The 25,967-nt window shown below is 67.8% G+C and carries 25 protein-coding genes and 1 riboswitch; of the genes, 10 read left to right on the forward strand and 15 right to left on the reverse strand.

Going from position 1 to position 25,967, the window contains the following annotated elements; translation table 11 throughout:
* Positions 1-169: 169 nt before the first annotated feature.
* Entirely contained in the window at positions 170-727 is a 558-nt protein-coding gene (locus IU448_RS26455) for a TetR/AcrR family transcriptional regulator (protein ID WP_195058429.1), read from the reverse strand.
* Between the two features lie 31 nt (positions 728-758).
* On the opposite strand from IU448_RS26455, the gene IU448_RS26460 reads away from it, so the two are divergent.
* Positions 759-2,015, forward strand: coding sequence for a KasA/KasB family beta-ketoacyl-ACP synthase (locus tag IU448_RS26460; protein WP_195058430.1), 1,257 nt, complete (start codon positions 759-761; stop codon positions 2,013-2,015).
* A 241-nt stretch (positions 2,016-2,256) separates the two neighbouring features.
* On the opposite strand, the gene IU448_RS26465 is transcribed toward IU448_RS26460, so the two are convergent.
* On the reverse strand, positions 2,257-2,937 hold the full coding sequence (locus IU448_RS26465) for a TetR/AcrR family transcriptional regulator (RefSeq protein WP_195058431.1): 681 nt from the start codon (positions 2,935-2,937) through the stop codon (positions 2,257-2,259).
* Positions 2,938-3,022: 85 nt separating this feature from the next.
* Here IU448_RS26465 and IU448_RS26470 point away from each other — a divergent pair, with 85 nt between their 5' ends.
* Complete coding sequence (locus tag IU448_RS26470) at positions 3,023-4,111, forward strand: epoxide hydrolase (RefSeq protein WP_195058432.1); 1,089 nt, start codon at positions 3,023-3,025, stop codon at positions 4,109-4,111.
* 114 nt (positions 4,112-4,225) lie between these two features.
* Here IU448_RS26470 and IU448_RS26475 read toward each other — a convergent pair whose 3' ends face one another.
* A complete protein-coding gene (locus IU448_RS26475; RefSeq protein ID WP_195058433.1) occupies positions 4,226-4,579 on the reverse strand; it encodes a nuclear transport factor 2 family protein in 354 nt (117 codons plus the stop codon).
* Positions 4,580-4,699: 120 nt separating this feature from the next.
* Between IU448_RS26475 and IU448_RS26480 the strand changes: the two genes are divergently transcribed.
* The gene (locus IU448_RS26480) at positions 4,700-5,479 is read left to right on the forward strand and encodes a helix-turn-helix domain-containing protein (protein WP_280457332.1); all 780 of its coding nucleotides are present in this window, start codon (positions 4,700-4,702) and stop codon (positions 5,477-5,479) included.
* 124 nt (positions 5,480-5,603) lie between these two features.
* Positions 5,604-6,227, forward strand: a complete 624-nt coding sequence (locus tag IU448_RS26485) for an NAD(P)-dependent oxidoreductase (protein WP_195058434.1) — start codon at positions 5,604-5,606, stop codon at positions 6,225-6,227.
* A gap of 230 nt (positions 6,228-6,457) precedes the next feature.
* On the opposite strand, the gene IU448_RS26490 is transcribed toward IU448_RS26485, so the two are convergent.
* Complete coding sequence (locus tag IU448_RS26490) at positions 6,458-7,087, reverse strand: hypothetical protein (RefSeq protein WP_195058435.1); 630 nt, start codon at positions 7,085-7,087, stop codon at positions 6,458-6,460.
* Positions 7,088-7,217: 130 nt separating this feature from the next.
* Positions 7,218-8,846: a phosphomethylpyrimidine synthase ThiC gene (thiC, locus tag IU448_RS26495; RefSeq protein WP_195058436.1), complete on the reverse strand. Its 1,629-nt coding sequence runs from the start codon at positions 8,844-8,846 to the stop codon at positions 7,218-7,220.
* Positions 8,836-8,961: riboswitch (TPP riboswitch) on the reverse strand. (Overlaps the previous gene by 11 nt.)
* A 99-nt stretch (positions 8,962-9,060) precedes the next feature.
* Here thiC and IU448_RS26500 point away from each other — a divergent pair.
* Positions 9,061-9,639, forward strand: coding sequence for a Uma2 family endonuclease (locus IU448_RS26500; RefSeq protein WP_280456509.1), 579 nt, complete (start codon positions 9,061-9,063; stop codon positions 9,637-9,639).
* A gap of 139 nt (positions 9,640-9,778) precedes the next feature.
* On the opposite strand, the gene IU448_RS26505 is transcribed toward IU448_RS26500, so the two are convergent.
* From IU448_RS26505 to IU448_RS26515, 3 genes are read right to left on the reverse strand one after another with little or no spacing between them, the layout of a single operon-like run.
* The gene (locus tag IU448_RS26505) at positions 9,779-10,594 is read right to left on the reverse strand and encodes an exodeoxyribonuclease III (protein ID WP_195058437.1); all 816 of its coding nucleotides are present in this window, start codon (positions 10,592-10,594) and stop codon (positions 9,779-9,781) included.
* Positions 10,595-10,629: 35 nt separating this feature from the next.
* Positions 10,630-11,637, reverse strand: a complete 1,008-nt coding sequence (locus IU448_RS26510) for a GNAT family N-acetyltransferase (protein WP_195058438.1) — start codon at positions 11,635-11,637, stop codon at positions 10,630-10,632.
* Complete coding sequence (locus IU448_RS26515) at positions 11,627-12,217, reverse strand: peptide deformylase (RefSeq protein WP_195058439.1); 591 nt, start codon at positions 12,215-12,217, stop codon at positions 11,627-11,629. Before IU448_RS26515 ends, IU448_RS26510 begins: the two co-directional genes overlap by 11 nt.
* 243 nt (positions 12,218-12,460) lie before the next feature.
* On the opposite strand from IU448_RS26515, the gene IU448_RS26520 reads away from it, so the two are divergent.
* The 5 genes from IU448_RS26520 to IU448_RS26540 all read left to right on the forward strand — a co-directional run bounded on the left by IU448_RS26520 (position 12,461) and on the right by IU448_RS26540 (position 17,071).
* Entirely contained in the window at positions 12,461-12,805 is a 345-nt protein-coding gene (locus tag IU448_RS26520) for a DUF3263 domain-containing protein (RefSeq protein ID WP_195058440.1), read from the forward strand.
* A 90-nt stretch (positions 12,806-12,895) separates the two neighbouring features.
* Positions 12,896-13,480, forward strand: a complete 585-nt coding sequence (locus IU448_RS26525) for a LytR C-terminal domain-containing protein (RefSeq protein ID WP_195058441.1) — start codon at positions 12,896-12,898, stop codon at positions 13,478-13,480.
* Between the two features lie 125 nt (positions 13,481-13,605).
* Positions 13,606-14,298, forward strand: a complete 693-nt coding sequence (gene sodC / locus IU448_RS26530) for a superoxide dismutase[Cu-Zn] (protein WP_195058442.1) — start codon at positions 13,606-13,608, stop codon at positions 14,296-14,298.
* A 25-nt stretch (positions 14,299-14,323) separates the two neighbouring features.
* Positions 14,324-15,469: a glutamate--cysteine ligase gene (locus IU448_RS26535; RefSeq protein ID WP_195058443.1), complete on the forward strand. Its 1,146-nt coding sequence runs from the start codon at positions 14,324-14,326 to the stop codon at positions 15,467-15,469.
* A 153-nt stretch (positions 15,470-15,622) separates the two neighbouring features.
* Complete coding sequence (locus tag IU448_RS26540) at positions 15,623-17,071, forward strand: phosphatase PAP2 family protein (protein WP_416383053.1); 1,449 nt, start codon at positions 15,623-15,625, stop codon at positions 17,069-17,071.
* A gap of 296 nt (positions 17,072-17,367) precedes the next feature.
* Here the strand turns inward: IU448_RS26540 and mnhG are convergent, their stop codons facing one another.
* The 7 genes from mnhG to IU448_RS26575 form a co-directional block, all read right to left on the reverse strand.
* Positions 17,368-17,706: a monovalent cation/H(+) antiporter subunit G gene (gene mnhG / locus IU448_RS26545; RefSeq protein ID WP_195058444.1), complete on the reverse strand. Its 339-nt coding sequence runs from the start codon at positions 17,704-17,706 to the stop codon at positions 17,368-17,370.
* Positions 17,703-17,963, reverse strand: a complete 261-nt coding sequence (locus IU448_RS26550; protein ID WP_195058445.1) for a monovalent cation/H+ antiporter complex subunit F — start codon at positions 17,961-17,963, stop codon at positions 17,703-17,705. The genes mnhG and IU448_RS26550 overlap by 4 nt, the downstream gene beginning before the upstream one ends.
* Positions 17,960-18,514: a Na+/H+ antiporter subunit E gene (locus tag IU448_RS26555; RefSeq protein ID WP_195058446.1), complete on the reverse strand. Its 555-nt coding sequence runs from the start codon at positions 18,512-18,514 to the stop codon at positions 17,960-17,962. The genes IU448_RS26550 and IU448_RS26555 overlap by 4 nt, the downstream gene beginning before the upstream one ends.
* Entirely contained in the window at positions 18,511-20,106 is a 1,596-nt protein-coding gene (locus IU448_RS26560; RefSeq protein ID WP_195058447.1) for a Na+/H+ antiporter subunit D, read from the reverse strand. Before IU448_RS26560 ends, IU448_RS26555 begins: the two co-directional genes overlap by 4 nt.
* On the reverse strand, positions 20,103-20,483 hold the full coding sequence (locus IU448_RS26565) for a Na(+)/H(+) antiporter subunit C (protein WP_195058448.1): 381 nt from the start codon (positions 20,481-20,483) through the stop codon (positions 20,103-20,105). Before IU448_RS26565 ends, IU448_RS26560 begins: the two co-directional genes overlap by 4 nt.
* Positions 20,480-23,266, reverse strand: coding sequence for a Na+/H+ antiporter subunit A (locus IU448_RS26570; protein ID WP_195058449.1), 2,787 nt, complete (start codon positions 23,264-23,266; stop codon positions 20,480-20,482). The genes IU448_RS26565 and IU448_RS26570 overlap by 4 nt, the downstream gene beginning before the upstream one ends.
* A 432-nt stretch (positions 23,267-23,698) precedes the next feature.
* Entirely contained in the window at positions 23,699-25,939 is a 2,241-nt protein-coding gene (locus IU448_RS26575; protein ID WP_324188725.1) for an AAA family ATPase, read from the reverse strand.
* Positions 25,940-25,967: the final 28 nt, after the last annotated feature.

A 25,967-nucleotide genomic window follows, 5' to 3' on the forward strand; every position in this document is an offset into this window, starting at 1 on the left:
CGCACCGGCATTGCACGCGGAGTTCCCGGTCTACCCCGAGGTAGACGGGTGGCCTGCTGGTCGGTACTCATCGGAATGAATTCGGGCGAATGGAGACCTGTCGCGACGGCCCACCGAACCCATCGTTGCTGTTGCGATGGGCGGCGGAGATGTCGTGGTATCCAGCCCGTCAGCGGATGGTCTGATCGATGAGGAGGCGGGCCGCGCGGTCGGTCCGTTCGGTATCGCCGGTGATGAGGCGGTCCTGGAGGATGCCGCGGAGGCCGGAGATCAGCAACGTGGCGGCGGCCTCGGGGTCCTCCACCGAACTGAGTTCGCGCAGGCGGGTGGCAAGTACGGAGATGAAGGCCGCGATCGCCTCGTCGGCATAGCGTACGTACGGGGCCGCCGGGGCGCAGGCCGCGCCGAGGACTTGCAGCATGACGGTGTTGCTGACGGCCTCGGGGCCGGTGGTGTTGGTGCGGTAGAAGTCCCACAGGCGTTCGCGGAGTGCGGTGACGTCGTGGATATCGGCGAATACGGCGGTGAGGTCTGGGCGGTGGGTCGCCAGGGCCTGGACCAGCAGTTCTTCTTTGGTGCCGAAGTAGTAGATCAGCATGCGAGAACTGGTGCCGAGTGCGGCGGCCAGGGGGCGCAGCGACAGGTCCGCGAGGCCGTGTTCGGCGATATAGCGGACCACCGCGTCGAGGAGTTCGGCGCGTTTGGCGTGGTCTAGGGGGCGGGCCATGGGTTGACTGTAGCGAACGCTACAGGTATTGATGAACCCCGTGAATGTACCGATCGCTTCAGGAACTCGGCCGGTGTCCACCCAGGTGGTTGTCACCGCCTACGCGGGAGTCACCTCCCTGGCCGACGATATGGACGACACCTGGGCCGCGTTGCTCCGCGGCGAAACCGGTATCACCACCCTCGACGATGATTTCGTCGCCGAGTACGACCTGCCGGTACGCATCGGCGGCAAACTGAAATCGCACCCCGGCGCCGAGCTGACCCGGGTCGAACAGCGGCGGCATTCGTATGTCGAGCAGCTCGCGTTGGTGCTGGGCCGGCGCGTCTGGGCGGCGGCGGGCCGCCCCGGGGTGGAGGGGGAGCGGCTCGCGGTCTGTATCGGTACCGGGCTGGGCGGCGGTGACGCGCTCATCGACGCGGTGGACGCCATGCGGGCGGGCGGGTATCGCAAGGTTTCGCCGATGTCGGTACCGATGGTCATGCCGAACGGTCCCGCGGCGACAGTGAGTCTCGAAATCGGCGCGAAAGCAGGCGTTTTCGCGCCGGTCTCCGCGTGCTCCTCGGGAACCGAGGCGATCGCTCATGCATGGCGGCTGATCGTCACCGGGGAGGCCGATGTCGTTGTGGCGGGTGGGGTGGAAGGCCATATCCACGCCGTGCCGATCGCGAGCTTCGCCATGATGCGCGCGATGAGCACACGTAACGACGAACCGGAGCGGGCCTCTCGCCCGTTCGACCGGGACCGCGACGGTTTCGTGTTCGGTGAGGCCGGCGCTCTGGTGGTCCTCGAATCGGAGCGGCACGCCCGTGCCCGCGGTGCCCGTATCCACGCTCGGATTCTCGGAGCGGGTATCACCTCCGACGCCTACCACATCGTCGCCTCCGACCCGTCCGGTACGGGTGCGGCCCGGGCCATGCGTAAAGCGATTGCGACAGCGGGATTGCGGCCCACCGATATCCGGCATGTGAACGCTCACGCCACTTCGACCTCGATCGGCGATGCGTCCGAGGCCGCGGCGATCGGCGCTGTCACTCCCGAAGCTTCGGTCTACGCGCCCAAATCGGCGCTGGGGCATTCGATCGGTGCGGTCGGTGCGCTGGAAACCATCCTGACCGCATGCACGCTGCGCGAACAGATCATTCCGCCCACGCTGAACCTCGACAACTCCGCTGTCGACCTCGATATTGTGCACGGCTGCGCGCGCCCGCAAGTTTGCGAGTACGCGCTGACGAACTCCTTCGGATTCGGCGGACACAACGTCACCCTCGCACTCGGACGGGTCTGACCTGCCGATCGCTTCGCCGGCCAGTTGGGCGGATCACTGCGCCGGCACGCAGGGGCGGCCGCGAATTTTCGGCCGGATGGTCACGGGTGAACCCGGGTTCGGTTGCGAAACGCTGCTGTCGTCGCTGTTGTTCTCCAGTTCGGAACACAGCGAAGACCCCGCCGGTATCGCCCGATGTGCGTCGGCGCCGAGGAGCATGAAAGTCCGGACCGGCCCGGGGCGAAACCGAGCCGGTCGACGTTCAGTCGCCGGCGGCGGGCTTCGCTGCGCCGGGTCCCGGGTCGCGTTTCCAGCGCCAGGCGAATTCGCCGGCCCGGGGTGGCGGGCCGGGGAGTTCTTCGCCGTCGCGCAGACCGGCGAGCATGAGGGCGAGGATCCGGCGGCGTAACTGTCCGGTGCGTTCGGCATCGGGGGTGGATACCGCGGCGCAGGCTTCCAGTATGAGGCCGAGGTCCTGGGGGGTTACGTCGCGGCGCAGCTGTCCGGATTCGTGTGCCCGCCGGATGAGTTCGTTGTTCACCTTCTCGGAATGCCGGACATCGGGCACCAGTGATTCGTCAGGTGTGAACGTGCCGGCGAGGTGGACGGCCAGCGAATGTACATCGGCGTGGACCACCCGCTCCAGGAAACTCACCAGTGCCTGCCAGCCGTCGGGTTCCTCGAGTGCCGCATCGGCTTCGGCGTTGTACCGGCGCAGCCCGTCGTGGCAAAGGGTGCGCAGTAGTACGTCTTTGCTCGGATAGCGGCGGTAGAGAGCGCTGATCCCGACTCCGGCGCGTTCGGCGACAGCCGAGATCGGCGCGTTCGCGTCGGCGAGGAAAACCGCTCGCGCGGCGTCGAGGATGAGTCTGTCGTTGCGGGCGGCTTGCGCTTTGCGGCCGGGGAGGGGTTTGGCGGCGGAGGTTTCGGCTGTTCCGGGCATGCTTCGAGGTTAACACTTGAAACGGAATGATCCGTTCTGGTACGTTCAGAACAGAACAAAGCATTCCGTTCCAGTAGGAGTTGATATGACCGTCATCCAGCCTTTCCGTATCGAGATCCCCGCCGCCGAGCTCGACGATCTGCGTGCTCGTCTCGAGCGCACCCGCTGGGCAGAGCAGATCCCCGGCTCCGGTGACGAGTACGGCGTGAGTGTCGACCGGGTACGCCACCTCGCCGATGTCTGGCGTTCGCTCGACTGGCGCGCCCAAGAGCGCAAACTGAACGCCTATCCGCAGTTCCGCACGGAAATCGACGGTCAGCTGATCCACTTCCTGCATATCCGGTCGGCGGGGGCGCAGGGATTCCCGCTGATTCTCACCCACGGCTGGCCCGGCACCTTCGTCGAATTCCTCGATCTCGTCGAGCCGCTCACGGCGGCCGGTTTCGACCTGGTCATCCCGTCGGTGCCCGGCTACGGTTTCTCCGGACCGACAACGGAAGCCGGCTGGAACGATGCCCGTATCGCCCGCGCCTGGGCCGAGCTGATGGATCGCCTCGGCTACCGGCGCTACGGCGCCGTGGGTAATGACGGCGGGTCGTCCATTTCCGCGGAGCTCGGCCGTTGTGCCCCCGAGCGGGTGGTGGGAGTGCATGTCGCGCAGGTGTATTCGTTCCCGTCCGGTGACCCCGCGGAAATGGCCGATCTCAGCGCCGATGAGCAGCAGGCGATGGCGACGCTGGATTGGTTCGTCAAGAACAAAATGGGTTTCAATGTCCTGCAGTCACAGCAGCCGCAGACCCTTGCGCACGCCCTGGCGGATTCCCCGGCCGGTCTGCTCGGCTGGAACAGTCAGCTACTCGGACCGGATCTGGACGATGAATTCGTCGTCACCAATATCGCGATCCACTGGTTCACCGCAACCGCCGGCTCGGCGATCCGGCACTACTTCGAGAAGGACAAGGCCGAGCAGCCCACCGAACCGAGCACCGTCCCGCTCGCGTTGTCCGGTTCCACCGGGGATTTCCATGGCATCCGGCGTTTCGCCGAGCGCGACCACAACGTGGTTTCCTGGCGGACCCACGATGTGCACAGCCACTACCTGCACCACGCCGCGCCCGCGCTCATGGCCGAGGAGATCACCGTGTTCTTCGACAAGGTCCGCGCCGGCGAGTAGGCCCCGAAATCGGGCCGGATCGATGTCGACTACGGGAGCCACCGCGGGTGGTCCGCGCCGGCCGGTACCCGGCACGTTCGACGGCCGGGCGCCCAGGCGCGCAGTTTCCACCGCTCAGCTCGGAACCTTGTCCAGGAAACCGAGGACGGTCTCGATACGCCCCTGTTCGTCGGTGACCAGGACATCGAACCCGATGATCACCGGTTCCGCGCCGGCCGGTCCCAGGCCCCACTGGAACCGGACCTGGCGATGGTGGTTGTCCGGTTCGCCGACCTGGCTGAACACGAACCCCGGGAACTGCTCGTGCACGGCACCGATGGTGGTGCCGATCGCGTCGCGGCCCGCCGCGTCGGCGAGCGGATCGGTGTAGGTGGCCTCCGGCGCCCAGTGCTCGGCGAGCAGCGCCGTGCGGGCCTGCGGCTCGGTGCTGTTCCAGGTCTGCAGGTAGGTGCGGACGATGTCGTTCATAAGAGGATCCCTCCGGGTTCCGTTGACTGTGTGCTGCTCAAAGCTTCGCCCCGATCCGGCCTTTTGACGATTACCCCGGAGGTAATGGGATCGGCTACCGGAACGGCTAGCATCTGATATGTGGCGATATTGGACACCGAATCCCCGGTAGGGGGCCTGATCCGCGCGTGGCGGGAGCGACGGCGGCTGAGCCAGTTGCAGCTGGCCGCGCAGGCGGAGGTGTCCACGCGGCATCTGAGTTTCGTGGAGACCGGCCGGTCGCGACCCACCCGGGAGATGATCGAGCGGCTTGCCGCGCATCTGGATGTACCGCTGCGCGAACGCAACCAACTGCTGCTCGCGGCCGGTTACGCCCCCCGCTACGGCCAGCGCGACCCGGACGCCCCGGAATTGCACGCGGTGATGGACGCCTTCCGCACCCTGCTCGACGCGCACCTCCCGCATCCGGCGCTGGTACTGGACCGCTGCTGGGACGTGGTCGATCGCAATACCGCCACCGATGTGCTGCTCGTGGGGTGCGCGCCGGAACTGCTGGAACCGCCGGTCAACGCGATCCGCATCTCCCTGCACCCGGACGGCCTGGCGCCGCGGATCCGCAACCTGGGCCAGTGGCGGGGGCATCTGCTGAGCCAGATCCGGTCCCGGCTCGCGGCCACGGGGGATCCACGTCTGCGGTCACTGCTGGAGGAGGTATCGGCCTACCCGTGCCCCGAGGCGGGGGTCGCGGCACGCGCCGATGTGGTGGTACCGCTGCAACTGAGCGTGGGCGATGCCGAGTTCTCCTTCTTCAGTATCACCACCTCGGCGATGTCGGCCACCGATGTGACGATCGACGAACTGCATATCGAGGCGTTCTACCCGGCGGACGAGGCGACGATGCGAGTTTTTCGCGCGATGTGACGGTCCCTGGACAGCCTTTGGACGCTCGCTTATGTAGCGGAGCGTTCGAGCCATGTTCCGTCTCGTTGCTGTCGGCTGTACTGGATTCAGTCAGCAGCCAACAGCTTTCGACCAGGAGCGGAATATGCGAATCACAGTTTTCGGAGCCACCGGCACGGTCGGCCGGCATATCGTCGATCAGGCGCTCGAGCGCGGGTACGAGGTCACTGCACTCACCCGGGATGCCGCCCGGATCACCCGGGCGCACGAACGACTGCACATCGTGGAAGGTGATGTGCTCGACCCCGGCGCGGTCGAACGAGCCGTCACCGGCCAGGACGCCGTCCTGGTGGCGCTCGGTAACGGCCGCAAGGGGGTGGTGCGGGCGGAAGGCACCCGGACGGTGATCGAGGCGATGAACCGGGCCGGGGTGAAACGGCTCGTGTGCCAGTCCACTCTCGGCGCCGGTGACAGCCGGGCAAACCTGAACTTCCTGTGGAAATACATTATGTTCGGCCTGCTGCTGCGCCCTGCCTACGCCGATCACCAGCAGCAGGAATCCTACGTTCGAGCCAGTGACCTGGATTGGACCATCGTGCGCCCCAGCGCCTTCACCGACGGTCCGCGCACCGGCGCCTACCGCCACGGATTCGGCCCCGGCGAAACCGGTCTCGCGCTGAAGATCGCGCGGGCCGATATCGCGGGCTTCCTGCTGGATCAGGTCACCGACCGCACCTATGTGCACCGGGCTCCGGGCCTGTCCAACTGAACCCCGGCCGGAGTGCACCGACTCCGCATCCGGCGGCTGTCGCGGAATCGGTCGAGCGCAGGCGCCGGCAGCGGTCGTTCGCGAGGTGCTCGCAACCCACGTCGCTGTCGTGCGGCGACCGGTCGCGGCGCGCCGACCGGTCTGTGCGGCGGCAACAGGGGGCTCGTGCCGGAACTTGTGGTGGCTCCCAGGAATGTTCGTGGCGGCGGGACCGGGCCGGGGTGAATGGTTCAAGCCCCTGGCCCGGCCGTGTATTCACCGGCGATTGTGCGGGCTGCGGAACTGCGGGTCACGCGCTGTCGCAGCACGATGATCAGGCACAGGCCGATGCCCAAGGTGGTCGCGTAGACGGGAAAAGCCCATACCGCCGGCTCCCACACGGTGATCGTGAGCAACGTGATGATTCCGTTCACCGCCACCAAACCGAAAACCAGCGGATTCTCGGTGCCGGGCGCGGACCACGCTTTGCGGAAAGTCGGGATCGCCGCGGCAAGATCGCCGAGTACGGCGAAGATCACGGCCGTCTGTGGATCGTCCCACGCCAGCCAGATCGCCAGCGCGGCGGCGGATGCGGCCCCGCAGAGCAGATCCGCTGTCGACAGCCGCCAATAGCTCGACCGGTTCGCGAACGAGGCGAGAAAAACCACTGCCGGACCCGCACCCATCGAGAAGGTGAGCACCGCGGGCAGACCGACACCGCCGTCGAGTTGAGCGCCGAACCCGGTCAGCGACGCGGCCGCCCACAGAAACCACGAGAGGCGGTTCGGTTGCACGGCACCGCGCACGGTGAGCAGGGCATAACTGAGCGTTCCCACCATGCTGAACGCGGCGCCGAGGAATACGAACCGTGGATCGATCACCGATCCACGAGAACACCGGAGCCCCGGCCCGGCAAGGGGCCGGGTCGGCCACCCCTTCGGCAGACCTGCCAGGAGCGAAGCAAGAGACGGCGTCCGCACCGCATCGCGGGTGCGGACGCCGGCCCCTCGCTCAGGTGGTGATCGGCAGGTACACGCGATTACCGGAATCGGCGAATTCGGCCGATTTCTCGGCCATACCCGCCTCGATGGCCGCCATATCGGTGAGATTGTTCCGCTCCGCGTACTCGCGGACATCCGCCGAAATACGCATCGAGCAGAACTTCGGACCGCACATCGAACAGAAATGCGCCGTTTTCGCCGGTTCTGCGGGCATCGTCTCGTCGTGGTATTCGCGAGCGGTATCCGGGTCCAGCGACAGCGCGAACTGGTCGCGCCAGCGGAACTCGAAACGGGCCTTGGACAATTCGTCGTCCCGCCGCTGCGCGAATGGATGCCCCTTGGCCAGGTCGGCGGAATGGGCGGCGATCTTGTAGGCGATGACGCCGGTCTTCACATCGTCCCGGTTCGGCAGGCCCAGATGTTCCTTGGGCGTGACGTAGCACAGCATCGCCGTACCGGCCTGCGCGATCATCGCGGCGCCGATGGCCGAGGTGATGTGATCGTAAGCGGGCGCGATATCGGTGGCCAGCGGGCCGAGCGTATAGAAGGGGGCTTCCTCGCACAGCTCCTCTTCCAGCCGCACGTTCTCCACGATCTTGTGCATCGGCACATGACCCGGCCCCTCGATCATCACCTGCACACCGTGCGCTTTCGCGACCTTCGTCAGTTCGCCGAGCGTGCGGAGTTCGGCGAACTGTGCCTCGTCGTTCGCATCGGCGATGGAACCGGGCCGCAAACCGTCGCCGAGCGAGAAGGTCACGTCGTAACGCGCCAGGATCTCGCACAATTCCGCGAAATGCGTGTACAGGAACGACTCCCGGTGGTGAGCCAGACACCATGCGGCCATGATCGAACCACCGCGCGAAACGATCCCGGTGACCCGTTTCGCAGTGAGCGGCACGTATCGCAGCAGCACACCGGCGTGCACGGTCATATAGTCGACACCCTGCTCGCACTGCTCGATCACCGTATCGCGGTACAGCTCCCAGGTCAGCGCCGCCGGATCGCCGTTGCATTTCTCCAGTGCCTGATAGATCGGCACCGTCCCCACCGGGACAGGAGAATTGCGCAGAATCCACTCGCGGGTCTCGTGGATGTTCTTACCGGTGGACAGATCCATGATCGTATCGGCGCCCCAACGGGTCGCCCACACCATCTTCTCCACCTCCTCGGCAATCGAGGACGAAACCGCGGAATTGCCGATATTGGCATTGATCTTCACCAGGAACTTCTTGCCGATAACGGTCGGTTCGAGTTCCGGATGCCGGTGATTGGCCGGGATCACCGCGCGTCCGGCGGCCACCTCCGCACGGACCAGCTCCGCCTCGACTCCCTCCCGTGCGGCGATGAACCGCATCTCGTCGGTGACGACCCCGGCCCGGGCCCACGCCAACTGGGTGCGCGGACCGGGAACATCCGGTTTCGACCAGGTGTCGCGCAACTGCGGCAGACCGGCCTCCAGATCGATGGTCGCCGAAGTATCGGTGTACGGCCCCGACGTGTCATAGACGTCGAAATGTTCGCCGTTGGTCAACGCGATCCGGCGTACCGGTATCCGCAAACCGTCCACGGCCCGATAGTGCTTGCTGCTGCCCTCGATCGGACCCGTGGTCACGGAATCGACAGGTGTACCCGTCATTTTTCCTCCCTACGCCGGCATTACCCGGTCAGGTTCATACGGTCGACGGCCCTGTACGCCCGGATGGGCTAGCCGTCCTCTCAGCCCGCTGGTGCGAGCCCCCGTGGGTATGGAATTTCCGCCGCCGACCCTACCCGCAGTTACCACGGCGGCGCAGAACTTCGCTCGGGTGTCCGGACCCGCTTCGGGGCGTTGTGAGCGATAGGGTCGAACGGTGACGCTCTCGCATGGATCGCTGATGACCGCGGACGAGTTCGAAGAACTCGACGCCGCGGCCCAGCGCATATCCGAGGGGCTGCGGCTGGAATACCTCAACGGTCTGCTCGCGGCGAAGGCGCGCCCCGACGCCAACCACAGCCGGGTCATCCAGTGGCTGGCCCGATTCCTCGTACCGCGCCGCTCGGAACTGTGGCTCTTCGCCGACCGGGGCCTGCGGGCCGGCCGCGGCGGCGGCAGCCGGGTCCGTCCCGATGCGATTCTCGCGCCCGCCTCGGCCTTCGCAGGCGAAGGCGAATGGTCGGATCCGCAACCGGTACTGATGACCATCGAGATCACCTCCCGGGCTCAGCACACCGAACTACGCGACCGCCTCGACAAACCGTTCCTGTACGCCGCGACCGGCATCCCGCTCTACCTGCTCATCGACCGCGGTTCCGCGGAGATCAATATCTTCAGCGAACCCGAAGACGGCCGCTACTCCTCCCGGGTGACCCTCCCCTTCGGCACCGACGTGGAAATCCCCGACCCCCTGAACGTAATCCTCGCCACCGACGCCTTACTCGACTGGACCTGACCACCAGTCCCCCCGATACCGCCCGGCCGCCAACCCGTTTCTCCGTATGTTCACTTTCCCCGGGTGGAGCCCGCCCGGTTCTGGAGCGAGGAACAGCCACACCCGAACCCCGCCGATGGGCGCCGGCGCAATCTGGCAATCAAATATCGAACTCCGCGATCACCGGCGCATGATCGCTCGCGCCCTTGCCTTTGCGTTCCTCCCGGTCCACCCCCGCATCCACCACCGTCGCCGACAGCGCCGGTGAGGCGAGGATGAAATCGATCCGCATCCCCTCCTTACGAGGAAACCGCAGCTGCGTGTAATCCCAATAGGTATAAACCCCCGGCCCGGGAGCGAAGGGCCGCATCACATCCGTGAACCCGGTCGCGGTGACAGCCGCGAAAGCATCCCGTTCCGGTTGCGAGACATGGGTTTTACCGGTGAAGAACTCGGCGGACCACACATCGTCGTCGGTGGGCGCGATATTCCAGTCGCCGACCAGCGCGGTCTTGGTTTCCGGGTTCTCGGCCAGCCAGCGGGCGGCGTTGTCGCGCAGGGCCGCCAGCCAGGCGAGTTTGTATTCGTAGTGCGGGTCGTTCAAGCTGCGGCCGTTGGGTACGTACAGACTCCACACCCGGACGCCGCCGCAGCGGGCCCCGAGTGCGCGTGCCTCGACAGTGGGTGTGCTGATCAGCGTTTCCGCGGCGTCGCGATCGAATCCGGGCTGATCCGGAAATCCGATCTCCACATCCTCCAGCCCGACCCGCGACGCGATCGCCACGCCGTTCCACTGGTTGAGTCCCACGTGGGCGACTTCGTAGCCGGCCTCGGTGAACCGTTCGAACGGGAACTGGTCGTCGCGGCATTTGGTTTCCTGTAAGGCCACGACATCGATGTCGTGGCGGTCCAGCCAGGCCAGTACCCGATCCTGCCGGGAGCGGATCGAATTGACGTTCCAGGTGGCCAGTCGCAACTGAATTCCCGTCTGTGTATCGCGTTGCGCCGAGGCTACGGCGCCGACCCGGAACCGCCGGGCACGGCGTAGCGGTAGCTGTGGTGGTCGAGGAAACCCAGCTCGCCGAAAAGTTCCAGTGCCTCCACATTACCGGCCTCGACCTGCACGTACGCGTGGGTTGCACCACGATCGCGACCCCAGCGCAGCAGTTCTCCGCAGACCAGGGCCGCCAGCCCGTGGCGGCGGTGCGCGGCCAGTACGGCCACACACGACAGGCCGATCCACTGGCGGCCGTCCGAGGCTGTCGTGAGGGCGCCGCGAGCTATCGCGATGGGGCCGGGCAGGCCCAGCGAGGCGAATCCCAGTTGTCCTTCGTGCACCGCGCACAGCACCTCCGGCAGCGGGACCGTGGCGGTATGGCCGCTCGGTTCGTCGCCGCGATAGCGGTGGATCTCCAACCAGGCGATATCGGGTTCGGTGGCGATCCGGACCATGGACGGACCCTGTGGGAGTACGAAATTGTCCAGGTCTATGCCGAGTACCCGGGTTTCGCCCCAGCTGTTCCAGCCCGGCGGTACGGCGGCCAGCCGGTCCGGTAGTGCGAGCTGTAGCGGTAGCCCCTTGGCCGCGTACCAGGCGCCGATCCGGTGCAGCGTTTCCGCGTCCACCCGTGCCGGCCCGTTCGTATCACCGATGGGTACAGCGGAATTGGCGCGCCGGGTATAGCCGTGCCCGGCGCGCAGCAGCCAGCCGTCCATCCAGGCGTACTCGGTACCCGGCCAGCCGTAGGCGGCCGCGGATTCCAGCGTGCGGATTTCGGAAGTGCGGATCGGCCGGGGCGCGAGCCTTTTCAGCGCGACCACCCGGGTGGCGGGGATCAGCACCGGATGACCGTCGGCGCCCATGACGGTGAGCGGGTTGGTCGAGACCACCTCACCGATCACATCGGTCAATGGCGGATCGCTGCCGTCCGGTAGCCGGTACCGGACCACGACTCGTTCACCGACCGGGATATCCGGCGTCGCGGGTTGCTGTTCGGGTGGCGGCGGTTCAGTCGTCATATCCGAAGGGGTCCGGATCGGTACCGGGGAGCCAGCTCAGGCCCGGCACCCCCCAGCCGTTGCGTTTCACCGATTTCTTCGCCGCCCGTGCGTGCCGGCCGATGAGCACATCGATGTAGAGGTAGCCGTCCAGGTGCCCGACCTCGTGCTGCAACATCCGGGCGAAGAACCCCGTGCCCTCGATCTCGACCGGTTCGCCGTGTTCGTCGGTGCCGGTGACCTTGGCCCAGTCGGCGCGGCCGGTGGGGAACTGTTCGCCCGGTACGGAGAGGCAGCCCTCGTCGTCGTCATCGGGGTCCGGCATGGTTTCCGGGATCGCCGAGGTCTGCAGGACGGGGTTGATCACGGCCCCGCGGCGGCGTGCCACCGTGCCATCCGCCGCCGGGTCGGGGCAGTCGTAGACGAAGAGCCGCTTGGACACTCCGACCTGGTTGGCGGCCAGGCCCACGCCGTTGGCGGCGTCCAGCGTTTCGTACATATCGGCGATCAGCCCGGCCAGTTCGGCCGGTGCTTCGGTCACCGGCTCGGTCGGGCGATGCAGTACGGGATCGCCGACGATCACGATGGGCAGGATTGACATGGTTACGAGCTTATGGGGGGCGCCTGGCCGGCAGGAAAAGGGCCTGTCCGCGGCCGCAGCGGGTGCGAAGTGGCGGGACCGCCCGGTCGATGCCGCTATTTCTGGTACCGGTGTACCGGACACGCCCGGGTGGACTCGGCAGCGGCCGGCCGGGTGGCGTGGTTGAATATCGCAAGGCAGTAACACGGTGAGGCGTTCGGTCACGATTCGATCGCATCCGGTGGTAACTCGGCGAGGAGCAAGATGGACGGCGCAGCAGCGCGGGAGCTTTCCGCAATCCAGGGCAATCCTCCGGCCAATACGAATACATACCCCGAACCGGCCCACGATCCCGAGAGCGGCCTGAGCCGCCGCGAACACGAGATCCTGGCCTTCGAGCGGCAGTGGTGGAAGTACGCGGGTGCCAAAGAAGAGGCCATCCGTGAACTCTTCGCGCTCTCGCCCACCCGCTACTACCAGGTCCTCAACACCCTCATCGATCGCCCCGAGGCCCTGGCTGTCGACCCGATGCTGGTGAAACGCCTGCGCCGGCTGCGCGCCGGCCGCCAGAAATCGCGGGCCGCCCGCCGCCTCGGCTTCCAGGTGTAAACCCCACTCACGCACCCACGGTCTGTTCGCGCGGGGCGGAACCCGCGCGCCGGAGGCGCGCGGTGGCCACCTCCCGCTAGGCTCGGGCGGGTGAGCAATTCGAACCCTGGCTCCGGTGGTCCGCCGCTGCGCGCGACGGCAATGGTTCTGATCGCCCTGGCGATCGTTTTCGCCGGTCTGGGCGCGATGTCGCTGTCGAGTGCGGATTCCGACACCAGCGACAACGCCGAGGGTGCCGGCACCACATCGGCGTCCGCCGCGCCGACCACCCCGCGTGCCACGACCACCGCGGCAGCGCCCACCACGGCGGCGGTGGGCGCACCGTCCGCGGGCGCGACCACCACCGCCGGCGCGACCACCACGCCGGCGGCGACCACCACGTCTCCGGCCGGTGCGGTCGATCGTTCCACGCCGGTCCGCGTGCTCAACAACAGTCTGGTCGCCGGTTTGGCCGCCACCACGGCCGACGAACTCGCCGCCCGCGGCTGGACCAACACCTCGACCGGTAACTACGCCGCCGCCACCCTCCCGGCCACCACCGTCTACTACGGTTCCGCACCGGGCGACGAGGCGGCCGCAGCCGCGGTCGCCGCCGATCTCGGCGCCACCACCGCCCCCATGCCGCCCGGCCTGGGCGACGGCTCGAGCGTGGTTGTCGTGGTCACCGGCCGGTGAGCCGGGCGGCCGGAGGCCGGGGGTGTCCCGGATGGATGTGGCAGGCGTGGCATCATCATCTGCGTCGAATGATCGTTGTCGAAACGCTCTACCCGTAAACTCGGTACTCGTAAAGGAGTTCCCTGATGGCACCGTCCACATCTCGTCGCCCGTCTTGGCGGAGCGTGACCCCGGTGCTGGCTGTCGCGGCTTTCGGCCTCGTTGCCTGCACGAACAGCCAGGAGTCCAGCGACGTGCCGGGAACGACTCCGCCGGTTTTCACCTCCTCGCCCGCACCGGCCGGTGAAGGTGAGCACGGCGGGCACGGCGAAGAGCAGGACACCCCGGCCGGTTCCGGTACGGAGGTCGAGCTGAAGTCGCCGAGCGGCGCGAAGATCGGTACCGCCAATTTCACCGAGGACGGCAACCATCTGCGCGTCACGGTCGAAGCCACCGGCCTGACGCCGGGCTTCCACGGCCTGCACATCCACCAGCAAGGGAAATGCGAGGCCAATTCCGCGCCGCCCGCCGGTGGCGCGCCCGGTGATTTCCTGTCCGCCGGAGGGCATCTGCAGGTCGGCGGTGCCACCGGGCATCCGGCCAGCGGTGACCTGACCTCGCTGCAGGTACGCGAGGACGGCCACGGCTATCTGGTGACCACCACCGACCAGGTCACCATGTCCGATATCCAGGGCAAGGCCATCATCATCCACGCCGGCTCGGACAATTTCGCAAATATCCCGGACCGCTACACCCGCGCGGGTGGCACCGGCCCGGACGAGCAGACGATGAGCACCGGTGACGCGGGCGGCCGCGTCGGCTGCGGCGTCATCGGGTAGCTGTCGACCCGCGACGGAGGCGTGTATGGGTGGGGCACGGATAGACCCGGTACCTTTCCGTGGCTCACCCCGGCCGACCATCGGCATCGAATGGGAGATCGCGCTCGTCGACAAGACGAGCCGTGATCTGTCCAACACCGCGGCCGCCGTCTTCGATGCCGTCGGTGAACTCCGTGCCCACGACGGCACCCCGCAGGTGACCAAGGAACTGCTGCGCAACACCGTGGAACTGGTCACCGGGGTGCACGAAACCGTCGGGGCGGCAGTGCAGGATCTGTCCGCCACCATGGATACCGTGCGCCGGGCCGCCGACGAACTCGGCGTCGACCTGTTCTGCGCCGGCACCCACCCGTTCGCGCAGTGGTCGACCCAGCAGCTCACGCGTTCGGTGCATTACGACGAGCTGATCGAACGCACCCAGTGGTGGGGCCGGCAGATGCTGATCTGGGGTGTGCACGTGCACGTCGGAGTATCGCACCGAGACAAGGTTTTCCCGATCCTGAACTCGCTGCTGCTGTCCTACCCGCATCTGCTGGCGCTGTCGGCGTCCTCGCCGATGTGGTCCGGTTCGGATACCGGTTACGCCAGCAACCGGGCGTTGATGTTCCAGCAGCTGCCGACGGCCGGGTTGCCGTTCCAGTTCGAGAACTGGACCCAGTTCGAGCATTACGTGCACGACGAGATGAAAACCGGTGTGTTCGAACAGCTCGGCGGTATGCACTGGGATATCCGGCCCGCGCCGAAATGGGGGACCATCGAGGTGCGGATCTGCGACGGGATCTCCAACCGCGGTGAACTCGCCGCGCTGGCGGCGCTGATCCACTGCCTTATCGTGCATCTCGACGAACGGGTGGAACGCGGCGAAGACCTGCCGACCCTGCCGCCCTGGCATGTGCAGGAGAACAAGTGGCGGGCGGCCCGTTACGGGTTGGACGCCATCGTGATCGTCGGCGCGGACAACACCGAACGTCTGGTCACCGACGACCTCGAGGATCTGCTCAACCGGCTGGAACCGACCGCGCGGCGGCTGGGTTGTGCCGATGAACTCCGGGCTGTGGCGGATATCCCACGCCGCGGAGCGAACTATCGACGCCAGCGCCGAACCGCCGCCGCGGCACAGGGCGATCTGGTTGCGGTGGTCGACGCCCTGGTCCGGGAGCTCCGTACCTGACCGCTGCTGTTCAACGGTCCATGGGTCTGCCGTTCACGTGCCGTTTACGATGAGCGGGTGCTAGTCGAAAACCCGAATATGGGAGCTGGAGCCGCGGCGCGAAGACCTGCGCCGCACCGGGGGATTCGGGTGTTCGCGCGCCGCCGGGTTCGGGTGTTCGCCGTGCTCGCGGTGCCGGTTCTACTGGTGGCCTTGCAGGGGGTGGCGTTGTGGCGCGGGTACGAAGGCCCGCTGGAGAGTTTGTTCCGGGATTACGCCGGGACTCCCAAATCGATGACCGTGCCCTGGGCGGGGCTGGTTCTGGCACTGGTCGGGGTGGGAAACAGGTATCGGGTGATCGCGTTCGCGGCGGCCGTGGCGATCGATCTCGGCTACGCGGGGGTGCGGTTGGCGCTGGGCGGGCCGTTCACCGTCGGTAACGGCCCCGTACTGGTGCTCACCGGACTGGTGGTACTGGCCTGGTGGCGCTGGGCGGGCCGGCAGCGGCGTACCGCGTTGCATGCGGCGGCGCTGGGAGCCCTGTTGATCCTGGCGACCAAGGTCGGCGATGTCTGGTTGCATATCACCGTCGACCTGCGGCCGTACGTGCTCGATCAGTATGTGCGGCTCGCCGACCACGCGCTCGGCGATCCGGCCTGGGTGATGGGCCGGGCGCTGGAGGTTCTGGGCCCGATACCGGATGCCGTTCTGCATTGGGTGTACATCGAATTGCCCGCGGCGGCGATCGTGGTGGCGGTATGGCAACTGCGTGCGGTGGCGGGCGGCGGCCGGTGGCCGAGCCACTATCTGGTGCGGACGTTCCTGGTGCTGGGGCTGGTGGGGCCGCTGGTGTACATCCTGTTCCCGGTGGTCGGGCCCATGTTCGTCTACGGCGTGGACGGTAACGGTTTCCAGGTGGGCAACTTCTGGCCCGGTGTGGTTCCGCCGCTGGACCGCAGTCCCGAGGCGCTGTTGTTCTCCGATCTGGCCCCGCGCAACTGCATGCCTTCGATGCACACGGCCTGGGCGCTGGCTCTTTTCCTGCACACGCGCCGGCGGGCCGACGGCACCCTGGCCCCCACCTGGTTGCGCTGGGGTGGCACCTTCTGGCTGCTGTGCACGCTGGCCGCGACTCTCGGATTCGGCTACCACTACGGCGTCGACCTGGTCGCCGGTGCGGTGCTCTGCCTGACGGTGGAGTCGGCGCTGCGTGAACCCGAACGCGGCTGGGGCTGGTTCCGGGTGCGCCTGGTGGGCGGCGGCGTGCTGGTCCTGTTGACGTTGCTGCTGGGGTATCGGTTTCTCGCAGTACAGATGGCCGACCATCCGGTGGTGGCGGGATCGATCGTGCTCGCCCTGCTGGCGGCGGTGGCCGCCGGTTTCCACGCGACCTGGTTCGCCCGCCGCCGCGCCGGTGTGCCCTTGGCCGTAGGCTCGGACGGGGCGGGCACGGACAAGTTCCTGACCGCCCCGGCCGGCGTCCCGGACCGCCATCCGGCAGCGGAGTCCGTGCGGCAGCGGACAGCGGGAGCCCGGAGCAGGACCGGTGATATGCCGCCGGATTCATCCGGGACCGTCGACAGGACCTCCGAGTCGCCGGGCGAACCTGTCGAATCACGCTGACCTGGGGAGTCGCCTATGTCCGTACTGCAAGACCGGCCGGGCCCACCCACCTGAGTCGTGCGGCCAGTGCCGCGTTCCGCCGTCGCGGCATTCCGCTAGCCCGGTGCCCGTAGGCGAGGCGTCGCTGCCGCGCGCGATCCCGGCAGAGCACGACGGGGTCGCGATAATTCATCTGGACGGTTCCATCCCGTGCCGGAAGCGCGTGCACCACGCCATCGCCGGACGCCCGCAAGCTCCCGCCCCGCGCAAGCAGCGTCGGAAGCGGGGGCCGAATGCCGTATCGGGGGTAGGGGCCGCTACTGCTCGAGTTTGTCGCCGAGTTCGTCGACGACGAGCAGGTCGGCGCGGTAACGCCGTTCCCGGTAGGCGGTGCGGCCGATGAGGTGGGCGATCACCGGGGCGGTGAGCAGGGTGAACAGGCCGACGAGTACCAGCATCCAGACGTTCGGGTCGTCGTAGACCCGCAGGCAGGTCCCCGCCAGTACCAAGTTGAGGCCGATCACCTGCGGTTTGGTCGCGGCGTGCATACGCAGCAGGGTGTCGGGGAAACGTACGATCCCGATCGCCGCGGTGAGTGCCAACAGCGCGCCGATGATGATCAGGGTGCCCGACAGCCAGTTCAATATCGTGTTCATCGGTCGTCCCGGACCCGGTAGCGGGTGACGGCGGCGGATCCCAGGAAACCCACCAGCGAAAGGGCCACGATGGCGGGCACCACGGAGGTGTCGCGGCTGTAGGCGGCCCATACCGCCAAACCGCAGATCGCCATCGCGATGATCGAGTCGATTCCGACCACCCGGTCGAGAGTGCCCGGACCGGCGAGAATGCGGTATCCGGTGATCAATGCGGCCGCCGAGAGCAGGACGGCGGCCACTACGGCTACGACGATCACGGCTTCACCTCCTGAGGGGGCAGCGGGGTTGCGCGGTTCTCCAGACCCGCGATCAGCAGCGCTTCGATCTGCCGGATGGTGCGGTAGAAGCTGGTTACGGCCTTATCGCTGCTGACATCGATAACGTGGACATAGGCCGCGCACCGTTCCCGGTCGATTTCGAGCACCATGGTGCCCGGGATCAGGTTGAGCAGGTTGGCGCACAGCACCATCACGAGATCCGAGCGGAACGCGAACTGTACCTCCAGCACACCCGAGACGGGCGGCGGCCCGGGGCGCAGGGCGAACCAGGCCAGTTGGAGACTCGATTCGATCGCGGAGTAGATACTCACCCCGAGCAGTTTCAGCAGCGGCCATATTCGCAGCCGGCCGCGTACCGGGATCCGGGGCAGCGGCAGCGCCACCATGATGACCGCGCCGACCACCAGCCCCGCCAGCACATTGGCCACGCTGATCTGCCCCCACAGCCCGACCCACACCAGCGCCAGCCAGGCCAGTACGCCGAGGCGATGGGCGTTGTCGCGGCTGAGTGCCAGCCGCAGCCGAGTCATTTCGTACTCCCGCCGAGGACTGCGCTGATATAGATTCCGCGGTCCTGGAGTTCGGCGGCGGAGCGATCGGCGATACCCAGCACCGGCCCGGCCCAGACGGTGAGCGCGATACCGACTGCCACCAGCGCGGCGGTCGGCAGCACCATCATGGCAGGCAACCGGCCGGGGTCGGTGCGTTCGTCGTAGAGCATATCGGTGTTGTCCTCGACCAGCGAGGGCAGTGTCGCAGAGACCAGATGACCGTCCGGTGCCTGTTCGCGCGGCCGCCAGAACGCCTTGCTCCACACCCGGGCCATCACATACAGCGTGAGCAGGCTGGTCACGATCGAGCCGGCGACCAGAACCCAGGCCAGCGCACTCCCGTCCTCGGCGCCGGCCTGCAGTAACGCCACCTTTCCGATGAAACCGGAGAACGGCGGAATTCCACCGAGGTTCAGCGCCGGGATCAGGAACAATGCGGCCAGTATCGGGCTGGCCGCCGCCATTCCGCCGACCCGGCGCAGGGAGGTCGAACCGGCTTGGCGTTCGATCAGTCCGGCCACCAGGAACAGTGCGGTCTGCACGAGAATATGGTGCGCGATGTAGTACACGGCACCGGTCAGGCCGATCTTGTTCGCGATTCCCACCCCGAACAGCATGTAGCCGATATGGCTGACCAGGGTGAACGAGAGCAGCCGGCGGATATCGTTCTGGGCGATCGCGCCGAATATGCCGATCAGCATGGTGAGCAGGCCGGCGATCAGCAGCAGATTGTCGAAGCCGCCGTCGGGGAACAGCAGGGTCTGGGTGCGCACGATGGCGTAGACACCCACCTTGGTGAGCAGGCCGGCGAAGACCGCGGTGACCGGCGCGGGCGCGGTGGGGTAGGAGTCGGGCAGCCAGTTGGACAGCGGGAACACCGCCGCCTTGATGCCGAACGCGACGAGCAGTACGGCATAGCCGGCCTGACGGATCCCGTCGGGAACGGTATCCATCCGCACGGCCAGCTGCGCGAAGTTCAGGGTGCCGGTGGCGCCGTAGACGACGGCGATACCGATCAGGAAGATCAGCGACGACACCATCGACACCATCACATACGACACACCCGCCCGGATGCGTTCGGCGGTAGCGCCCAGAGTCAGCAGGACGAACGAGGCCACCAGCAGGATCTCGAAGCCGACGAACAGGTTGAACAGGTCACCGGCGAGGAACGCCATCGAGACACCGGCATTGAGCACGAGGTAGGTGGGCCAGAAGATCGAGGTGGGCTGGCGCACCTTGCTGTCCCCGATGTTCTGCCCGGCGCCGTAGGCCGCGACGGCGAGCAGCACGATCTGCGAAACCAGCAGCATGGCGGCCGACAGCCGATCCACCACGATGGTGATCCCGATCGGAGACTCCCAGCCGCCGACCTGAACCGCGACCGTACCGTCGCGGTCGGCCAGGTACAGCATCAACGCGCACACCACGACTACGGCGATATGCGCGACCATGACCACGACGCGCTGGAAGCGGGGCCGGCGGCCGACGATGAGGGTCGCCGCGGCGGTGAGCAACGGGATGAGCACCGGCAGTGGTGCCAGGACGGGAAGCAGAGTCTGCGGCAGGGTCATTCCTCGGGTTCCTCCAGCTCGCGCTCGGCGATCCCGACATCCTCCGGGTCGTTCTCGACTTTTTCGCTGGTGGTCAGGATGTAGGAGCGGTATGCCAGCGCGAGAACGAACGCAGAGACGCCCATGGTGATGACGATGGCGGTCAGGATGAGGGCCTGTGCGAGTGGATCGGACATTCGGTCGCGGACGGTATCGACGGCGCCTTGGATCGGTGGTGCGCCGTCGGGTCCGCTCATGGTGAGAATGAGCACGTTCACGGCGTTGCTGACCAGCAGGATGCCGAGCAGCATTTTCGTGACCGTACGTTCGAGCAGCAGGTAGACCCCGCAGGCGATCAGGACTCCGGCGACGGTCAGCAGGGTGAGGTTCGCGCTCATGATTGCACCAGTTCGTCGTCGAGGCGCGCGCCGAGGCTGCGCAGGACGTCCAGGACCAGCCCGACCACGATCAGGTAGACACCGAGGTCGAAGAACAGCGAGGTCACCAGTTTGACATGGCCGAGCAGCGGGAGCGTGGCCTCCAAGATGACCGACTGCAGCGGCGGCGCACCCAGCAACAGCGGGACGGTGGCCGTTCCGGCGGCCAGGATCAGACCGGCGCCGAGTAGATGGCCGGCGTCGACGGGCAGCGCCTCGCCCAGTTCGTACTGTCCGCCGGCCAGATAGCGCAGGACCAGCGCGAGACCGGCGATGAGTCCGCCGGCGAACCCGCCACCGGGCGCGTTGTGGCCGGAGAAGAAGAAGTAGATCGACAGCACCATCATCGTCGGGAACACGAGGCGGGTGGTGATCTGCAGAACCATCGACCGTTCCCGGCGGTCGACCAGCCGGCCGGCCGGCAGCCAGCCCACTTTCCCGGGACTGTAGTTCGGTGCGTCCGCGGCCCGCGGCGGCAGACCGAACCGGCGACTGCGGAACACCAGTGAGGCCACGCCGGTGGCGGCCACCAGCAGCACCGATATCTCGCCGAGGGTGTCCCAGGCGCGCATATCGACCAGAAGTACGTTGACCGCGTTCTTCCCGCCGCCGAATTCGTAGGCGGCCGCAGGTATGCGTTCCCAGATCGGCACGGTGCTGCGCGCGGCGCCGGCGAACGCTGCCAGCACCGGCACCGCGATACCGACGGCGATGGCGATCGCGGCCCGGCCGATCTGGAACCCGGCCTGCTGGTCCGGTCCGATCTCGGCCGGGAAAGCGCGCAGCACCAGCACGAACGCCACCAGTGTCAGGGTTTCCACGAGGAACTGGGTCAGGGCCAGATCGGGTGCGCCGTGCAGCGCGAAGATCACACCGCAGCCGTAGCCGGTGAGCCCGACCACCAGCACACTGGCCAGGCGGTTGCGCAGCACGGTCGCGCCCAGCGCCATGGCGATCATGATCGCGCCGATCACCAATTGCAGCGGGCGGTCCCAGAGCCGTAACTCGACGCCCGTGCGCGTGCCGACGGCCAGGACCGTCGCCGGGAGGATCACCAGGGTGCCGAGGATGATGGCCTGATTCAGGGGCAGGGAACCGCGCTGCACCGAACCGGTCATCCGCAGCGATATCCGGTCCATGGCCCGCAACGCGGCATCGTAACCGCGGTCGGCGTTGCCGAGCAGGGTCGCCGATTCACCGAACCACTCCCGGCGGGCGAAGAACAGGGCGCCGCCGGCGATGATCACCACGGTCAGCAGTAGCGGCCAGGTCAGGCCGTGCCACAGTTGCAGGTGCGCAGTCAGGGCGCCGGGCAGCGTGGCAGCGTACGGCGCGAGCAGGCCGTCCACCCAGGGCGCGGCGAGCCCGGCGCCGAGCGAGCCGAGTGCCAGCAGGGCCGGTACGGCGATCAGCGCGACCCCCGGCGCATGCCAATCGGGGACCGGGACACCGCCTTTGCCGGCGAAGGCGCCCCAGAGGAAGCGCGCGCTGTACGCGAGGGTCAGCATCGAGCCCAGCACCAGGCCGGCGCAGAGCAGGATCCGGCCGGTGCCGCTCAGCGGCTCCGCGTCCAGGACCGCGCCGAGCGCGGATTCCTTCGCCACGAAGCCCCACAGCGGGGGGATGCCCGCCATGCTCAGCGCGGCCGCGGTCGCGGTCGCGAACAGCACCGGCGAGCGGCGGCCGAGCCCGGACAGTTCGCGGATGTCACGAGTGCCCGCACCGTGGTCGATGATGCCGACCACCAGGAACAAACAGGCCTTGAACAGGGCGTGCGCGACGATGAGCGCGATACCGGCGAGTGCGGCGTCGGGTGTGCCGAGGCCGACCATGACCACCAGGAAGCCCAATTGGCTGACGGTGCCGAAGGCGAGGACCAGTTTCAGGTCGGTGACCTGCATGGCGCGCAGGCCGGCGAGCAACATCGAGGCCAGGCCGAGGGTGAGGATCAACGGCCGCCAGACCGGTTCGCCGGCGAAGGCGGGCGCGAGGCGGGCGATCAGGTAGACACCGGCCTTCACCATGGCCGCGGCGTGCAGGTAGGCGCTGACCGGGGTGGGCGCCGCCATCGCGCCCGGCAACCAGAAATGCAGGGGGACGATGGCCGATTTGCTCAGCGCGCCGACCAGTACCAGCACCAGCCCGACCTGCACGGCGATCCCCCCGGGCGGTTCCTGGGCGAGCAGGTCCGAGAGCAGATAACTGCCGTAGGTCTGGCCGAGTACGACGATCCCGCCGAGCATGGCCAGCCCGCCCGCGCCGGTGACAAGCAGTGCCTGTAGTGCGGCCCGGCGTCCGGGCACGCTGTCGGAGTTGTGTCCGACCAGCAGGAAGGAGAGCACCGTGGTGATCTCCCAGAAGACGAACAACAGCAGCATGTTGTCGCTGGTGACCAGGCCGAACATGGCTCCGGCGAAGGCGACGAGCCAGGCCGCGAAGGACCCGAGTTTCGGTTCGTCGTCGTCGAAGTAGCGGGCGCAATAGGCGAGCACCAGGGCGCCGATCCCCAGGACCAGCGCGCTCATCACCGTGGCGAGAGAGTCGAAACGCAGCTGCAGGGCGAGGTCGATCGTGGGCGCCCAGGCGTAGCGCACCTGTTGGACGTCGTTCCATCCCGCGATCACCCATACCAGTGAGAACAGCGGGACCAGTGCCAGCGGGTAGAACGCGTTACGCCCCACTGCTCGCACGGCTGCGGGCGCGGCAAGCGCGGCCAGGGCGTGTGCGAGCAGGATGGCGAGCAAGCGTTACCTCCGTCGGAATCAGGGGCGGCGGGGTATTGCGCGCTCATCATATGCGAGCACGAACTGGCACAATCGTACACGTATGCGGACCTCGGTCCGTATCCGGCTACCGTTCGGCAACGGTTTGCGCAGGTCAGACATAACGGACAAGGCTCCGCGGCGACCGGCTCCCGGACCGATGCCGACCCGGACGCAATCGGTGTCCCCGGCCTGCTCATCGGCTCGGCAAATCGACGCGCCCGGCGACCGTGCCCGGCCCTGGTACCGGTCCTGGTCCGGTTTCCGTCGTACACCTTGCAGGTGCCGATGCCGAGGTCGTCGCGGGCGAGATCGGGATCGTGGCTTCGCCGAGCCCGGCCGATTCCGTCGAGGCGTGCAGAATCCACGGATCGAAATCCGCGGTCCCGGAGCCGTCGTGAATCAGGGGAGCGATTACCCCTCGGAGTAGCGGCGCAGCGCTTCGACCTGGGCCGGGTCGAGCGACGGGCGGACCGTCCGCCGGGCGGCGGCGATATCGTCGGCGGTGACATCGGCGGCCAGCACATCGCGGCGCATCGCGGCGAGTGCGGCTTCGCGCAGCAATGCGGCGCAGTCGGCGGCGGAGAAACCGTCCAGGTCGGCGGCCAGCCGGGCCAGGTCCACCGATTCGGTCAGCGGAACCGAACGCCCCGCCGTCCGCAGGATCGCCTCCCGGGCCTGGGCGTCCGGTGGTGGAACGAAAACCAGCCGTTCGAGGCGGCCCGGCCGCAACAGTGCCGGATCGATGAGCTCCGGACGGTTCGTGGCGCCCAGCACCACGACGTCTCGCAGCGGTTCCACCCCATCGAGCTCGGTCAGCAGGGCCGCGACCACACGATCGCCGACCCCGGAATCGGAACTCTGCCCGCGCCGCGGCGCCAGCGCGTCCACTTCGTCCAGGAAGATCAGCGACGGCGCGGAATCGCGGGCGCGCTGGAACAACTCCCGCACCGCCCGCTCCGACGAGCCGACCCATTTGTCCATCAGCTCGGCGCCCTTGACCGTGTGCACGCTCAACTGCCCGCTACCCGCCAGCGCGCGCACCAGGAAAGTTTTTCCGCACCCCGGCGGGCCGTACAGCAGAACCCCGCGCGGCGGATCGATCCCCAGCCTGGCGAACGAATCGGGGTGGCGCAGCGGCCACAGCACCGCCTCGGTGAGCGCCTGTTTGGTCTCGGCCATATCGCCGACATCGTCGAGGCCGAGACTGCCGATCGCCAGTTCTTCGGTTCCCGACCGGGACAGCGGCCGGATCACCTCCAGTGCACCCAGCAGATCCTCGTGTTCCAACCGGGGCTCGATGCTGCCTTCCCGGCTGGCCCGCGCCGCGGCCCGCAACGCCGCCTCCCGGCACAGCGCGGTGAGATCGGCGACCACGAAACCGGGCGACCGCGCGGCGATATCCTCGAGCCGCAGTTCGCCGGTGGGCACCTTCGCCAGCAACTGTTCGAGCAGGGCCTTACGGATCGCCGCGGTGGGCAGGGCCAGCGCGAGTTCGCGATCGCACAGGTCCGGCGCCCGCAGCCGGGTATCGACCGCGGCAGGATGCGCGGTGGTTGCCAGCAGGGCCACACACGGCTCGGCCACCGCCGCGCGCAACTGATCGAGAATCAGGGTCGCCACCGGTTCGGCCGGTTCCGGTAGCAGGGCGTCGATATCGGTGATGAGCAGTACGCCGCCCTTACCCGAGGTCGCCGCAACAGCCGCCGCCACCTCGCGTAACCGGGCCCCGCTCTCGGCAGCGCCCACCGAGGGGCCGTCCAACTCCACCACCCGGCGCGGTGCGGCCACCGCCCGCGCCAACGTGGCCTTGCCCACTCCGGCCGGCCCGGTGATGAGAACGCCCAGGTGCGGTGCGGCGCCCAGCGCTTTCAGCAATTCGGGTTCGTCGAGTGCCAGACTCAGCCATTCGTCGAGTTTGGCGGCCTGCTGACGCGCACCGGCCAATTCCTCCACCCGCACTCCGGGCGCGGGCGCACCGGTCACCGGGGCCGGCAGATCGGTTTCACCGACCGTGTCGAGGTGACTCGGCACCAGCGGCTGCTCCGGCCCGCCCTGCTCGTTCACCCGCACCGCCGCCGGGTGGTTCCCGGCCACCGCACCGGCGGCCCATTCGACCGCCGAGTTCGGCTGTACGCTCACCGGTCCGCCGGGGGGATCGGTGGCGACCACCGTGAGCAGTTCGGAGGTCCAGGCGATGCCGAACGCCCGCGACAGAGCCTGGCTGGCCGTCGACGACGGAATATCCGGGCCCAGATCGCGGGGGAGCAGCGAGACCGTATCGCCGACGGTCACCACTTTGCCGAGCAGAGCCTGCCGCAGGGTGGCGGCCGGTATCGACCGAGTGGCGTGCCGCGACCCGCTCACCGAAATATGCCGGGCGCCATGTACCACCGCGGGGGACACCACCACCGTGGCGTTCTCCCGGAGCCCCGCGTTGGACAGGGTCACATCGTCGAGCAGGGCGGTCCCGGCCGGCGTATCGGCCGGCGCGCGCCCGGCGACGGCGGCGGTCCGGCGCGCGCCGACCAGGGTGATCCCGTCCCATTCGCGCAGCCCGAGCGCGGTCAGCACTTCCGGGTGGAGCCGGATCACCCCCCGCCGGGCATCCGCGGCGGACGAATTCAGTCGGACGGTCAAAGCCAGATCAGCCACAGGTTCCATTCTGCGCGCCCGGCGGGGG

Source organism: Nocardia flavorosea (genome assembly GCF_015477805.1).
GTDB classification, from domain to species: domain Bacteria; phylum Actinomycetota; class Actinomycetes; order Mycobacteriales; family Mycobacteriaceae; genus Nocardia; species Nocardia flavorosea_A.

Bases quoted from the DNA above. Each gene is read 5' to 3' on its own strand.
- IU448_RS26520 (WP_195058440.1), top strand. From the start codon at position 12,461: ATGGACGGCGCAGCAGCGCGGGAGCTTTCCGCAATCCAGGGCAATCCT.
- IU448_RS26475 (WP_195058433.1), bottom strand. From the start codon at position 4,579: ATGAACGACATCGTCCGCACCTACCTGCAGACCTGGAACAGCACCGAG.
- IU448_RS26560 (WP_195058447.1), bottom strand. From the start codon at position 20,106: ATGACCCTGCCGCAGACTCTGCTTCCCGTCCTGGCACCACTGCCGGTG.
- IU448_RS26515 (WP_195058439.1), bottom strand. From the start codon at position 12,217: ATGTCAATCCTGCCCATCGTGATCGTCGGCGATCCCGTACTGCATCGC.
- mnhG (WP_195058444.1), bottom strand. From the start codon at position 17,706: ATGAACACGATATTGAACTGGCTGTCGGGCACCCTGATCATCATCGGC.
- sodC (WP_195058442.1), top strand. From the start codon at position 13,606: ATGGCACCGTCCACATCTCGTCGCCCGTCTTGGCGGAGCGTGACCCCG.
- IU448_RS26465 (WP_195058431.1), bottom strand. From the start codon at position 2,937: ATGCCCGGAACAGCCGAAACCTCCGCCGCCAAACCCCTCCCCGGCCGC.
- IU448_RS26565 (WP_195058448.1), bottom strand. From the start codon at position 20,483: ATGAGCGCGAACCTCACCCTGCTGACCGTCGCCGGAGTCCTGATCGCC.
- IU448_RS26485 (WP_195058434.1), top strand. From the start codon at position 5,604: ATGCGAATCACAGTTTTCGGAGCCACCGGCACGGTCGGCCGGCATATC.
- IU448_RS26470 (WP_195058432.1), top strand. From the start codon at position 3,023: ATGACCGTCATCCAGCCTTTCCGTATCGAGATCCCCGCCGCCGAGCTC.
- IU448_RS26460 (WP_195058430.1), top strand. From the start codon at position 759: ATGAACCCCGTGAATGTACCGATCGCTTCAGGAACTCGGCCGGTGTCC.
- thiC (WP_195058436.1), bottom strand. From the start codon at position 8,846: ATGACGGGTACACCTGTCGATTCCGTGACCACGGGTCCGATCGAGGGC.
- IU448_RS26455 (WP_195058429.1), bottom strand. From the start codon at position 727: ATGGCCCGCCCCCTAGACCACGCCAAACGCGCCGAACTCCTCGACGCG.
- IU448_RS26535 (WP_195058443.1), top strand. From the start codon at position 14,324: ATGGGTGGGGCACGGATAGACCCGGTACCTTTCCGTGGCTCACCCCGG.
- IU448_RS26510 (WP_195058438.1), bottom strand. From the start codon at position 11,637: ATGACGACTGAACCGCCGCCACCCGAACAGCAACCCGCGACGCCGGAT.
- IU448_RS26555 (WP_195058446.1), bottom strand. From the start codon at position 18,514: ATGACTCGGCTGCGGCTGGCACTCAGCCGCGACAACGCCCATCGCCTC.